Annotated in this window: 14 protein-coding genes; 6 read left to right on the top strand and 8 right to left on the bottom strand. The window is 66.8% G+C overall.

What is annotated here, in order from left to right; genetic code table 11:
* The 3 genes from ON39_RS41770 to ON39_RS41780 form a co-directional block, all read right to left on the bottom strand.
* Positions 1-695 (bottom strand): cytochrome P450 (locus tag ON39_RS41770; RefSeq protein WP_169335963.1); only part of this gene is annotated, 695 nt, incomplete at its 3' end.
* Positions 696-858: 163 nt separating this feature from the next.
* Positions 859-1128, bottom strand: a complete 270-nt coding sequence (locus ON39_RS41775; protein WP_040742555.1) for a hypothetical protein — start codon at positions 1126-1128, stop codon at positions 859-861.
* A gap of 250 nt (positions 1129-1378) precedes the next feature.
* Complete coding sequence (locus tag ON39_RS41780; RefSeq protein WP_040742556.1) at positions 1379-2974, bottom strand: MFS transporter; 1596 nt, start codon at positions 2972-2974, stop codon at positions 1379-1381.
* Between the two features lie 97 nt (positions 2975-3071).
* Here ON39_RS41780 and ON39_RS41785 point away from each other — a divergent pair, with 97 nt between their 5' ends.
* The gene (locus ON39_RS41785) at positions 3072-3692 is read left to right on the top strand and encodes a TetR/AcrR family transcriptional regulator (RefSeq protein ID WP_040742558.1); all 621 of its coding nucleotides are present in this window, start codon (positions 3072-3074) and stop codon (positions 3690-3692) included.
* A gap of 32 nt (positions 3693-3724) precedes the next feature.
* Here the strand turns inward: ON39_RS41785 and ON39_RS41790 are convergent, their stop codons facing one another.
* Together ON39_RS41790 and ON39_RS41795 are read right to left on the bottom strand one after the other, a co-directional pair.
* On the bottom strand, positions 3725-4924 hold the full coding sequence (locus tag ON39_RS41790) for a glycoside hydrolase family 76 protein (protein WP_051187789.1): 1200 nt from the start codon (positions 4922-4924) through the stop codon (positions 3725-3727).
* Positions 4925-5070: 146 nt separating this feature from the next.
* Positions 5071-5586, bottom strand: a complete 516-nt coding sequence (locus ON39_RS41795; protein ID WP_146251001.1) for a hypothetical protein — start codon at positions 5584-5586, stop codon at positions 5071-5073.
* A 318-nt stretch (positions 5587-5904) separates the two neighbouring features.
* On the opposite strand from ON39_RS41795, the gene ON39_RS41800 reads away from it, so the two are divergent.
* Positions 5905-6273 (top strand): hypothetical protein, encoded by a 369-nt coding sequence (locus ON39_RS41800; RefSeq protein ID WP_246002704.1) that lies wholly within the window; start codon positions 5905-5907, stop codon positions 6271-6273.
* A gap of 140 nt (positions 6274-6413) precedes the next feature.
* Here the strand turns inward: ON39_RS41800 and thiL are convergent, their stop codons facing one another.
* Positions 6414-7463, bottom strand: coding sequence for a thiamine-phosphate kinase (thiL, locus tag ON39_RS41805; RefSeq protein WP_040742561.1), 1050 nt, complete (start codon positions 7461-7463; stop codon positions 6414-6416).
* A 2-nt stretch (positions 7464-7465) separates the two neighbouring features.
* Positions 7466-8140, bottom strand: coding sequence for an HIT family protein (locus ON39_RS41810; RefSeq protein WP_040742562.1), 675 nt, complete (start codon positions 8138-8140; stop codon positions 7466-7468).
* Positions 8141-8495: 355 nt separating this feature from the next.
* Between ON39_RS41810 and ON39_RS41815 the strand changes: the two genes are divergently transcribed.
* Together ON39_RS41815 and ON39_RS41820 are read left to right on the top strand one after the other, a co-directional pair.
* Complete coding sequence (locus tag ON39_RS41815) at positions 8496-9101, top strand: hypothetical protein (protein ID WP_146251003.1); 606 nt, start codon at positions 8496-8498, stop codon at positions 9099-9101.
* Positions 9101-9706 carry a class I SAM-dependent methyltransferase gene (locus ON39_RS41820; RefSeq protein ID WP_051187790.1) on the top strand — a complete coding sequence of 202 codons (606 nt, stop codon included), beginning with the start codon at positions 9101-9103 and terminating at the stop codon, positions 9704-9706. Before ON39_RS41815 ends, ON39_RS41820 begins: the two co-directional genes overlap by 1 nt.
* On the opposite strand, the gene ON39_RS47945 is transcribed toward ON39_RS41820, so the two are convergent.
* The gene (locus ON39_RS47945) at positions 9703-10221 is read right to left on the bottom strand and encodes an HIT family protein (protein WP_083895025.1); all 519 of its coding nucleotides are present in this window, start codon (positions 10219-10221) and stop codon (positions 9703-9705) included. The genes ON39_RS41820 and ON39_RS47945 overlap by 4 nt on opposite strands.
* A 124-nt stretch (positions 10222-10345) precedes the next feature.
* Between ON39_RS47945 and ON39_RS41830 the strand changes: the two genes are divergently transcribed.
* Together ON39_RS41830 and ON39_RS41835 are read left to right on the top strand one after the other, a co-directional pair.
* Positions 10346-11035: a (d)CMP kinase gene (locus ON39_RS41830; protein ID WP_157195628.1), complete on the top strand. Its 690-nt coding sequence runs from the start codon at positions 10346-10348 to the stop codon at positions 11033-11035.
* A 495-nt stretch (positions 11036-11530) separates the two neighbouring features.
* A complete protein-coding gene (locus ON39_RS41835; RefSeq protein ID WP_040742610.1) occupies positions 11531-12196 on the top strand; it encodes a dioxygenase family protein in 666 nt (221 codons plus the stop codon).
* Positions 12197-12288 lie beyond the last annotated feature (92 nt).

Here is a 12288-nt window from a genome sequence, read left to right on the forward strand (position 1 = left end):
ATCCGGTGCATCACGTCGTCGGCGTCGGCGCTCTCCTTGGCCGCGATCAGCTGATTGAGGTAGACCTCCATCTCCTGCTGCGCGGCCATCATCTCGTCCTGCTCGACATCGCTGCGCACCAGGGTCTGGGTGACGCGCTTGAACAGTTCGCTGTCCTCGACCGGCACCCCGAGCAATTCGCAGAACAACAGCGCGGGCACCGGAAAGGCAAGGGCCTGAACGAGATCCACCGGGCCGCCGGCCGCGAGCATCGCGTCGACGTGCTCGTCGACGATCTGCTGGATCCTGGGGCGCAGCGCCTGCACGCGCTGCATCGTCAGCTCGGGCGTGAGCAGCCTGCGGCGGGCGCGGTGCGCGGGCGGGTCCATCGCGACCATCGGCAGCTCGATCATCTGAATGATCTCGTCCGGGGCCGGGACCTGCAGCGGATACCCGGGATGCTTCCAGTTCGAGCTCATGGTCGTATCGCCCAGCACCCGCTTGGCGTCCTCGTGTTTGCTGACCAGCCACACCGGTTTGCCCGACCATCGAAGTTTCGCCTTCGCCACGGGATTGGACGCCCGCATCTCGGCGTACTCCGGCGGCGGCGCGAACGGGCACGAGGACTGGCGCGCCATCGGGAAGTCGTAGGGCTGTGTGGTGTCGTCCGGTCCGCCGACCGATTCGGTGGCAGTCGCATCGATGAAGTCAGTCATCTCCAGAACACCCTTCGATCTTTGGCGGTGGCAAAGCTTTCGCGGCCCGAGTTCACGTGCCGATAATTCGGCTCGAACAGTGCAAAAACTACCGGCGCCCGCGGCATTCTCAGCCCCTAATCGAAGCCCCTAACCACCCCTGGACCGCCGCCCTCGAGATGGCTCAGCAGCCGATGTGCACCAGGCCCGCGTCGCAGAGTTCCTCGGCCCACATCTCCATATCGGCACGGGCGTTCACGGGGTCGGCTCCCCAGACGACGGCCAGCATGTTCGCCGCCGCGTCGCAGTCCCCGCCGTGCTGGCGCAGCGCGATCCACATGGCCGCGTTCACCGAGCTGTACTGATAATTGGAGCCGGTCAGCTCGGAGGTCAGTACCAATGAACCATCGGCGAGGATCGCGGCGGATACGCCGGGACTCGCGTGCACTCGCATATATATCTCCCCGCTCGGGCGTCCGGCCGGACGGCCGGAATGCCATCGAAATGTGCAGCCAGTATTCACTTCAATCCGCCTTGTCGACCTGTTCGATGACGCAATTGCATACGCTGAAATGATGTGGAGACGTTGGAGAAGGTAATCGAGCTCGGTATTTCGTACTTCGTGGTCGATGCGGACCGCGCCGCGGGCGGCTCGACGGTGTGCGCGAGCCGATCGCGGCCGCTCCTCACTCGCGGTCGATGACCTACTTGACCGCGGAACCTCGCCTGGCCGTCGCACCCCGATTGGGCGCGGGCGCCGCGGCGGGTGCGGATTGCTGGTCGGCGTAGGAGATGTGGCGCAATCGCCAGGCCGCGAAGAGCGCGGCGAGCACCGCGACCCCGATCCCCACCGTCGCGCTGGTGTGCAGTGACGTGGTGAACGCCTCCCGCGCGACGTCGAGCAGCTCCGGACCCTCCGGCGGCGGCAGCTGGCCGCCGACAGCCGTTGCGGCGCCGACGGTTTCGTGCACGGCGGGCGGCAGCGTCGCGTTCAGCCCGGCGGCGAGGTGGTCGTCGAACTCGCGCGTGTAGATGGCCGCGCCGATGCTGCCGAACAGCGCGATGCCGGTCGCGCCGCCGAGTTCCTGGAACGTCCGCTGCAGGCCGTAGACCGAGCCCGTCCGCTCCGGCGGGGCGATGCCGACGATCAGGTCGGTGAGCAGTACCAGGATGGCGCCGCTGCCGCCGCCGATCGCGGCGATGCCGACCAGCACGAGCGCCAGGTTGCCATCCGAGGGCAGCTGCGTCATCACGGCGAAGCCGACCGCGATGAGCAGGAACGCGCCGGCGACCACGTACGCGGGCCGAATCTTGTTGACCAGTCCCGCCGCGAGCGGGGCCATCATGCCCGTGACGACCGGCACGACGAGCATCCACAGCCCGGCCACCAGCGGGCGCTTGCCGACCACCTCGAGCAGGTACTGGGTGCTGAACAGACCGAAGCCGAGCACGCAGAAGAACGCGAGCAGGCTGAGCACGAGCACCGGCGCGAAACCGCGGTAGGCGAACAACTTCGAGTCGATCATCGGGTTCGCCAGGCGCCGCTGCCGCAGCAGGAAGATCGCACCGAGCACCAGGCCGATGGCGATGCTGCCCACCCGCACCGGCGAAAAGCCTTGGGTGGCCCACTCTTTGACGCCCCAGATGACGGTGAGCACGGCGGCCAGGGACAGCAGCGAGCTGAGCGGATCGAACTTGCCGACCAAGTGCCTCGGCACCTTGAACTCCGGCACCAGCGCGACCACCAGCACCAGCAGCGCCACGATGATCGGGACGTTCACCAGGAAGATCGAGCCCCACCAGAAGTTGTCGAGCAGCAGGCCGCTGATCACCGGGCCGATGCCCGTGCCCGCCGCGACGCCGGTGGACCACACCGCGATCGCGCTGCGGCGCTGCTTGTCGTCGTGGAACAGGCTGCGCACCAGCGCGAGCGCCGACGGCATCAGCGTGGCGCCGGCCAGACCCTGCACCGCCCGCGCGGCGATGAGCATCTCCGGGCTCGTCGCGAACGCGGCGCCCGCCGAGGCGAGGCCGAAGACGATGGAACCGATCAGCAGCAGTTTCCGCCTGCCGATGAGGTCGCCGAGGGCGCCCATGGTGATCAGCATTCCGGCCAGGACGAAGCCGTAGATGTCGATCATCCAGAGCTGCTCGACGCTGGTCGGTTTCAGGTCGGCGGCGATGGAGGGCACCGCGAAGAACAGGACCGTGAGGTCCATCGCGATCACCAGCGGCGGGAGCGTCAGGGCCCCCAGGGCGAGCCATTCCTTGCGCCCGGCAAGGGGTTTCACATCAGTCATGAGGCGAATATACACCTGTATTATACCTGTGTACAATCCGTTTGTATAGAACATATGTCTAATACGACTGTGTGGAATCGTTGATAGGATGTTGCCCATGGGACATCGGGAGGATCTACTGGTCGGCGCGAAGCGCTGCCTGATCGAGATCGGGTACGCACGTACCACTTCACGGGACATCGTGGCGGCGTCGAACACCAACCTCGCCTCGATCGTCTATCACTACGGCTCGAAGGAAGCGCTGCTCAACGTCGCACTCATCGAGGCGGTCAAGGACTCGGCCAAGGGCCTGGGCCGCACGCTCAACACCGAGATGCCGCCGGACGCCAGCCCGATCGAGCGGTTCGAGGCCATCTGGAGCAGCCTCGTCGAACAGTTCACCGCCCAGCGGCAGATCTGGCTGGCCAGTTTCGAGGTCTTCGCCCAAGTCGACCGGGTGCCCGAGGTGCGCGAGGCGCTGGCCGCGGCGATCCAGGACGGGCGCGAGGGCATGGTGCGGATGTTCCAGGCCATCACCGGACAGGACCAGGCGGACCTGGACGAGCCGACCGTGCGCGCGATGGGCTCGTTCTTCCAGGCCCTGGCCACGGGCGTGATGTCGCAGTGGCTGGTGGAGCCGGAGCGCGCGCCGAGCGGACAGGATTTGGCGAACGCGCTGCGATTGATGGTGTCGCTGACCGCGCCGACGTTGACGCCGGGGGCGTCCAGCGGTCACTGACGGGGGCGTCGAGCGGTCACTGACGGTTCGGCTCAGCGGCCCGCGGCGGTCAGGCGGTGGTCGGCCTCGAGCAGCATCCACCCGCTCAGCTGTACCGAGAGGTCGCGGCTGAGGTTCGCCGCCGATGTGGAGTGGATGAGCTGGGGAATGATGCCTTGCGGCGCGGGCACGGTGACCGGGCGGGTCCAGTCCACGCCGAACAGCGGGAGGCCGTCGACCTCGGCCCGGTGTCGCCAGGCCGCCCGCGCCGAGGCGTGCACGATGTTCGCCGCGGTCGTATCGCCAAGGGCCAGTGCGGTTTCCGCGAGGTATCGGGCGAGGATGCCCATGAACAGTCCGGAGTCGTCGCCTGCCGCCGCGGCGATCACCCCCGCGCTCGTCAGCCGGTCCCCCACCGCGGCGACGAGGGCCGCCGCGCGCCGGCGATGGATCGATTCGCCTGTGCGCATTGCCAATTCGGTCGCCAGGCCGATGGCCACGCCCTGGCAGTAGGTGCGGACGGTCCGGTCCACGCGGCCGCCGGGCTCGTGGACTCCGTCGAGGATGAGGCCGCTGCCGGAGTCGTGCAGTCGGGTGAACAGGAAGTCGGCGAGTTGCCCGGCGCGGGACAGCTCACCCAGGCGCGCCATCGCGATGCCGGTCGGGCCGATCGCGGGGGTGTTGTAGAACTCGTCGCCCGCTCGCCAGGGCACCGCGCCGACGGCGGGGTTCCAGCCGTCCAGCAGATCGGCCCGGAGATCGCCGACCGCGTCGCCGAATCGGAGGCCGAGCAGCCGCTCGGCGCGCTCCAAAGACAGGGCCAGCCAACCCATGTCGTCGTAGTAGCGGTTGGTCCAGCCCGTGAGATTGCGGGTGCGGATGCCGCCGGCGATGGCGGCGACCCGATCTACGCGTTCGGTGGTGCGAGCGCGGTGCGCGGCGTCCACCGCGCAGTCGAGGAGGTGGGCTTGCCACCAATAGCACCAGCGCACGAATGATCGATCTATCCAAGAGCTGGGCCAGACCAGCATCCCGAGGCTGTGCCGCGGCTGACCCCAGAGGCTTCGCACGTGCCGCTGGACGATCGCCTGTTCCGCGAGTTCGGCTCGCCTCTCGGGCTCCTCCGGTCCGGCGGACACATTCCGCGTGATCATCATCGCCTGCGCGGGCGGCGCCATCGTGGTGAGGGCGATCGAGGCTCCGGCCGCCAGCAGCACATCGCGGCGGCTGATCCCCTTGTTCCGGCGATCCATCCGCTCGGACTCCCTCGACTGGACAGCGATCACCGGGCCGAAATCGTGCGGCTACATTCTATCCCGCCACGATCCGCTCGGCTCGGCGTCGCGATCTTGTTCGAGGATGGTGTGGGTGCCCGGCCGGACACCCACACCGGCCACGATCAGTTGAAGTGCAGGCTGGCGATCGGGATGCGGCCATGCGTCATGGTCCCGTTCATGCATGCGCCGACCAGCGGGTCGCTGTCCACCGGGGCCTGATCGATGTGCAGTCGACCGCCCGCTCCGGGGCCGTCCATGATGTTGAGGACGTTGGTGACAGGCGCGGCGGGGTTGCCGCCCGGGACGTGCCACTGCCCGGCCACCCGGCTGACCTCGCCGTTGGCCCAGTTCAGCGTGCCCTCGAGGTTACCGATGGCGTCGTTGCAGCTACCGTTGCCGTTGAACTGGCTCCGGAAGGCCACGTCGCTGGACGGGGCGTCCGTGCACCCGCCGATATCGGCGTTGAATCCGGCCTGCATCGGCACGGTGGTCATGCCCAGTGGGTTGGTCTCGAACGTCATCACAGACTTCGGGCACCAGCCGCCGAGCGGCTCGGCCACCGCCGGTTGGGCCGCGACAAGTGGTGCGGCGATCACGGTCGCGATCGCAGAGACAGCACAAATCTTCCGTATAGCCATTGATCCTCTCCTTATTGATCGTCGTCGATCTCGACGGAGTGGTTCACCGCGGGCAAACGTGCGGCTTGTAGCTGGTACCCGGGTGTATCGATGCGAAACATCGCAGCGCAGATCGTCGGCAATTGCTTACGTGAGGCGAGGTCAGAGGGCAATTCCCGGTGATGGTTTCGTTTCGGAAAGCATCGGCGCGGCCATAGGCGCTTCGGTTTTCCGGTTATCGACCAGCATGCGATGTCCGCGCCCGGCCGTAACGCCGCGCGAGCGGCCCTCGATGATCCCATGACGGGAGGATTTTCACTCTAGCTCGGGAGGATTCACATGAGTACAACCACAGTCGCCGCGGCACGCATAGGGGTGGCCGCCGTGTCGGCGCTGGGCTTCGCCGCCGTAATCGGCTCCGGCACAGCACAAGCCGCACCCCAGGACTGCGTGGTCACACGAGACCTGGTCAGCGCCACAGCCACCTGCCACGACACCGACGCCCCCGCCGGCCGCGAATACGCCCTCATCATCGAGTGCACCGGCCTGCACCTGGACCCCTACACCTTGCCGTTCATAGTCTTCGGCCCCTATCAAGGCTCATGGGGCGGCTCCTTCGCCCCCACCGGCCAAGGCTCCGCCACCTGCCTCGGTCCCGTCCAGGTCGGCACCGCAACCAACGCGTACGTCAAGATCTACCGCGACTGACCGCCCCCGCACCCCGCCGCCGAAAGCGGCGGGGTGCGTGCGGTTTCCGCCCACCACGCCACGCCACGCCACGCCACGCCACGCCACGCCACGCCACGCCACGCCACGCCACGCCACGAAAAGCAGACTGCCACCTCGAACTAGGTGTGGCGCCAAGACGCCCCCGGTACATCGGTGGTAACCGCTCCGCGCCGCAGGCCCACCCCTTGCCCGGCCTCTACCCGCCCGATGACATCGAGATCGAGCCCAGCCGCCCCACACTGTTCGGACACTGCGTCGACCGCAGCCGGATCAACAGTCGCCACCAACTCGAAGTCGACGGAGTCCCCGAAGACCAGGTCGAGTACGTCGCAGCTCAAGCGATCGGCGGCCCGGCGCACCGAGTCGGCGATCGGCAGCCGCCCCTCCTCCACGACGATGGACACCTCGCTCGCGTGAGCGAGCGCCTCGACCGCTCCTTTCAAGCCGTCGGAGGTATCGATACAAGACGTCACCCCCGGATTGCCCGCAAAGATTCGACCGTGCGCGACCCGCGGGCTGACACGCCGCCATTTCCCCAGCAGCGCCGAGTACTCATCGCGAGCGACGTCCTCACCATTGTTCGCAAGCTTCATCGCACTCCCGGCGAGCCCCGTCGGCCCAGTCACACAGAGCAACTGCCCCTCCCGCGCCCCGGTGCGGGTAAGCAGACCCGCCGGCTCCACCACACCGAAGGCGCTGGCCGACAGGATTATTCGCTCCGCGCTGCCGATATCCCCACCGACATTGAGCGCTCCGACGGCCCGAGCGCCGTCGCGTATACCCTCCATCAGTTCGGTGAAATCGCTGTCCGGCAGGTCCTTCGGATACCGCACAACCGACAAGAGCCCGAGGGGGATGGCGCCCATGGCGGCGACATCGCTGATGTTCGCGCCCGCGAGATACCAGCCGATATCGTAGTTGGTCAGAAAGCCCTTTTCGTAGAGGCTGAACTTGGGGCCGCGCACGTAATCCGATCCGGTAACCAGAACATGGGAACCTTCCAGTCGAAATGCCGCGCAATCGTCTTGCGCTCCGGCACCCAATAGCAGCTCGGCCGTCGCGCCGTTCGTCAGCACGGTACTCAACGCCTCCGCACCCATGGTGGGCACGATGATCTCGGCGATCTTCGACGGTTCGTCGAGCGGGGTGCTCGAACCGACCGCATGCATGGTCACAGCATCACTCCTTCATTGGCGGCACCGACCGCCCAGCACTGAATAGTCCGATGAAAGATCTCGCGTCGTACCACGACCGCCCAATCGCATTCTTCGGGCGAGATTGCGACACTCGCCCCGGCGACAACCCTGAGATATTGGCTCATCATGCGCCGCCGGGGCCGAGCGACGAAGAAGCGTTTCCCGTCCGCCGCAAGATAATACGGCGAGTCACCCACACACAAATCGGCCACTTCCTGCCAACTGTCCAGTACGGAGAGCGCTAGTCCGTCTCGGGACATGCGTCCGATTATGGGTTCCACAGTGAGCGGAAGTACGTGCAGATGCGCATGACTGATGCATGCGGTCGGCATGATCGGCGCCGAGCCGTGCTCGAGAATGGTGAAGCCACCGAAAATATGTGTATACAACTGGAGAAATCTGACCAGAAACGCGTGGAAGTCACAATCGGGGTCCGCGAGAGTCTGTGCGCCACTGAGGTAGTGCCTGCGTGGGCACACCAGAACATGGCCGACGACCAGCGGCGACAGATCGACGATGGCGACGCTGTCCGCGGTCTGCGCCAGGCAGCGCGTGGACAGCGCGGAATATGTGCGACTGAACTCGGTATCCCGCGCGCCGGAGAATTCCGCGCAGAGGTCCGATCTATCGCATGTTGCCGCTGACCCCACCCGACGAGCGTAACAGGGAATTGCCGATTACGGCCCCGAAAACCTTTGGGGGATATAGCAATTGACAGGTCATGCAGCGCGGCGTCGCGCAAACATTCCGGTCGCTATGTGGCGCCGGTCACTTCGGCGGAGTAGCATTCGCGCCCGCGTGTGTCTGTTAGGTGTCGGGTTCGAGGGAAACTGGTAGGTACCGAGGGTGAGAGCGCGAGCCGCTACCGCATGGGACAAGGGCATCGCGACGGCCGCGCTGGCGGCCCTGGGTGCGCGGAGCCAAGGGTTCCCCGAGCAGCGGCTATGGGACGACATCACCGCTCGGGTACCCGGGCTGATACCGGCGCTGCTGATCATCGCGGCGGTGTTCACGCTGGGTCCGTTCGCCGCCCGAGCGCAACAAAGCTTGGTCCTCAGGCGAATACGACTGGAGCGGGAGATATTCGTTCAACTCGGCCGTATCCTGCGCGAAGCGGACCGCGTAATCGATGGATTTCAATTCGAAGACCTCGGTTTGCATGCCTGGCAGGTGAAGCGGTCGGGCTGGTTCCTCGGCACAAAGCGGCTCCGGCGAGTCGCGACCTATCGGCTGGGCGGCAATATCGTACTGCGCAAATTCGAGCCGAGCATCGGGCAGGGCGTCGTCGGCATGTGCTGGGAACGTAACACGGAGGAATCGTTCGACGTCGAGCAGTTGGCCGAGCGCGCGGCCACCGAGGCCGACTTCGACGCCATTCGAGCGGCGGAAGGCGGTGCGGCGGTGATGGGGTTGACCTGGAATCAGTTTCGGCAGATCCGTCACCGCGGCGCGGTGTTCGCCTCGCCCATCCGCGACGACAACCACAACTTTCGTGGCTGTTTGAGCTTGGATGTGAAGGGCCAGTACGCCGCGGTCGACGCCTCCGAGGTGCCGGCCCTGTTGAATGAGTTGGCTGCACGAATGCAGGCGCACGGATTCGACGAAATGTGATGGACCGAGACACGCTGTCCTGGTATGAAAGCCACGCCGAGCACTACATCGCGCGCACCGATTCGTTCGAGTTCTTCGACGGCCTCGAGCAGGATCTGCTGGCCTTCACCCACCTGCTGCGCGTCGGCGCGGTGGTGGCGGACCTGGGCTCGGGCGCGGGCCGAGACGCGCGACGGATCGCCGAAGCGGGGCACTCGGTGATCGCCGTGGACGCGAGCCTCGCGCTACTTCGCAGATGCGTCGCCGCCGCCGGTACCGCACGACCTCTGCTCGGCGTCAACGCAGACCTGCTCGCGCTGCCGTTCGTCGCCGACTCGATCGACGGGATATGGGCCTGCGGCAGCCTGCTGCATCTGCGGAACGAGGAGATTCCCGTGGTCCTGCGGCAATGCTTCGCCAGTCTGCGACCGGGCGCGCCGATCGGTGTGAGCATGAAGGAGGGGGCGGGGAGTGAGCGCCGTAGCGACGGGAGGTATTTCACCTATACCAGTGCGCTGGAAATGGCAGGGTGGTTGGAGACGGCCGGGTTCGAGGGGGTTTCGGTCAGCGGACCGTCGCGGAACGAATGGTTGCTCGCGGTCGCGATGAAGCCCGGGGGAAATTAACTCCAGGAGTCGGGGTCGCATTCGGCGAAGACTCGGCGGATTCCTCCGCGCGGGTCCGGAACGTCGCCGTGCCAGCGGGGAATGATGTGCATGTGGAGGTGGGGTACGGTGCGGCCGGCGGCCGACCCGTCGTTCACACCGATGGTGAATCCGTCGGGCCGATAGCGGGAATACAGGGTATTGCGCACCGACTGCGCCAGAATGTGGAGGTCGCGCGTCTCCCGGTCGTTCATGTCGAAGAACGAGAGAATATGCCGGAAGGGGACTATCTCGACGTGCCCCGGGCTCGCCGGAAAATTGTCCCACCGGGCGTACATGGTGCCGCGCCGGCGGACCACGGTGTTCGCCGTGGGGTCGGCGTGGCGGCAGAACAGGCAGGACGGATCCGGGCTGGGCGAATCGTCTTGCGCCACCGCATGATCCGACCGTACGGATTCCCGCAACGGGCCCAGCGGTAGCAGCAGTTGCTGCGGCACGACCGGATCGACGGTCACCGCTCGATCGCTACTCGACATGGCTGACGTCCTACCGTCTTGGTCCAGGTGCGGGCAGACAGGCCGGCCGGGCACACGTCTCCCGAACCATGCTGCGCCCCCGCGTTCGGCTAGTAACAGGCCTTCGCGAATCTACACTTCGTACGTGGGAATTCAACCACGTCGCGCCCCGAGCCGCCTCGTCGTGGCGGTGGACGGGGGTGTCGCCACCGGGAAGTCTTCGGTGTGCACCGAGGTAGCGCGGCGACTTCGTCTTCCATATTTCAACGCCGGCTTGCTGTATCGAGCCCTTGCGCTGTGGTGCGTCGGCGAGCGAATCGCGCTCGACGATGCCGACGGCATCGCGGCCGCGGCCGGGAGCTATCCGCTGACGGTGTCGCTGGACGGCGGCCGCACGACGATTCTCCTAATGGGGCGCGACGTCGGCGATCAGCTGAAGACCGCCGAGGTGGGCAGGGCCGTGCCCGCGGTGGCTCGGCATCGGGCGGTGCGGGACATCATGAATGGCCGGCAGCGGGCGATCGTGCGGTACGCCGAGTCGGCGTTCGGCGGCGTCGTCATCGATGGGCGCGACGCGACGACCGTCGTGGTGCCGGAGGCCGATGTGAAGATTCTGCTCGTGGCCACCGAGGAGGTGCGCGCACGCCGGGTCGGCGCCGACGAGGGCGCGGCCGCCGACCGTGATGCGGCGGACGCGTCGGTCAGCGACTTCCTGCGTCCGGGACCGGGTGTCGCGGTGCTGGACACCAGCGACCTCGACATCGGTGAACTCGTCTCGCGGGTCCTCGCGTGCGTGCGCGAGAAGCGGCCCGACTGGGTCCGGGGCACCGACTGAGCCGAGGTCGTCGGCGATGACGAGCGCGGGTTCGGCGCTCGGAGCCGAACTATGCTGCGCGCGTAGATAATCACGGAGCCCGGGCGGCGTGGGCGTGCGCCGATGGCGTTTCTTGACGTGTTCGACAACCGGGGAGTCACTGGGGACTCGCGGGTGCGCGTGCGCGGTTGTCGCCAGTTCCCTTATGGCACTGGATATCCCGGAGACAGAGGGGTGTCGGGGATGGATGTCCGAGGGCCCGGACGCTTGCCTGCTCGCGCCGCACGGGCTTATCGTTCTGTCACATTCGAGGTCGAAATGCATTCGCCGACAAGGCGTTTGATGAACGACCGGTACGCCGGCCCCGCCCGTTCGGGTTGCGAGGAGCGCAATGACCAAGAGACGAAAACGGATGCCGCCCACCATCGTCCGCGCCGATGCCCACCGGCAGGCGCGCGAACACCGGATGTGAACCACACATTCCAGCCCACCCTGTTCCCACAAGGAGATCAGATCATGACCACCAACCGCTATCCGGACGACGAAGCCGAAATCCCCCAGGCGCTCACCCGCAAGCGCCTCCTGCAGTTGGGTCTGCTGGTACCGGCCGCGGCGGCGATGACCGCGGCGACCGCGACCAGCACGGGCAACGCCACCGAGGGTCCGCAGGCCGTGCCTGCCGATCTCGAGCCGACCCCGGCCTGCCACGACGGGGACGCGCCCACGATCGCCCAGACCGAGGGCCCCTACTTCAAGCCGAACTCCCCCGAGCGCAGCGACCTGGTGATCCCGGGAGCCCGGGGCACCCGGCTGACGGTCAGCGGCTACGTTTTCACTCGTTCGTGCCGCCCGGTCGACCGGGCACTGCTGGACTTCTGGCAGGCCGACGACGACGGGGCCTACGACAACTACGGCTTCAACTGGCGCGGGCACCAATACACCGACGCGACAGGCCATTTCAGCCTCTCGACCATCGTGCCGGGCCTGTACCCGGGCCGCACCCGGCATATCCACGTCAAGGTGCAGGCGCCCAACCAGCGAATCCTGACCACCCAGCTGTACTTCCCCAATGAGCCGCGTAACAACACCGACACCATCTTCGACCGGCGGTTGCTGATGACGGTGCGCACCGTGCCCACGGGTAAGGAAGGAACCTACGATTTCATTCTGAACATCCGCTGACCACTGTCGGCGGGCCCCGGCCCCGGCGCCGAGGGCCCGCCGACAGCCGTCGAGCCAGCCAGCTGACGAACCAGCCGGATCTCCCCTCCTCG

This window comes from Nocardia tenerifensis NBRC 101015, assembly GCF_000308715.1.
GTDB classification, from domain to species: Bacteria; Actinomycetota; Actinomycetes; order Mycobacteriales; family Mycobacteriaceae; genus Nocardia; species Nocardia tenerifensis.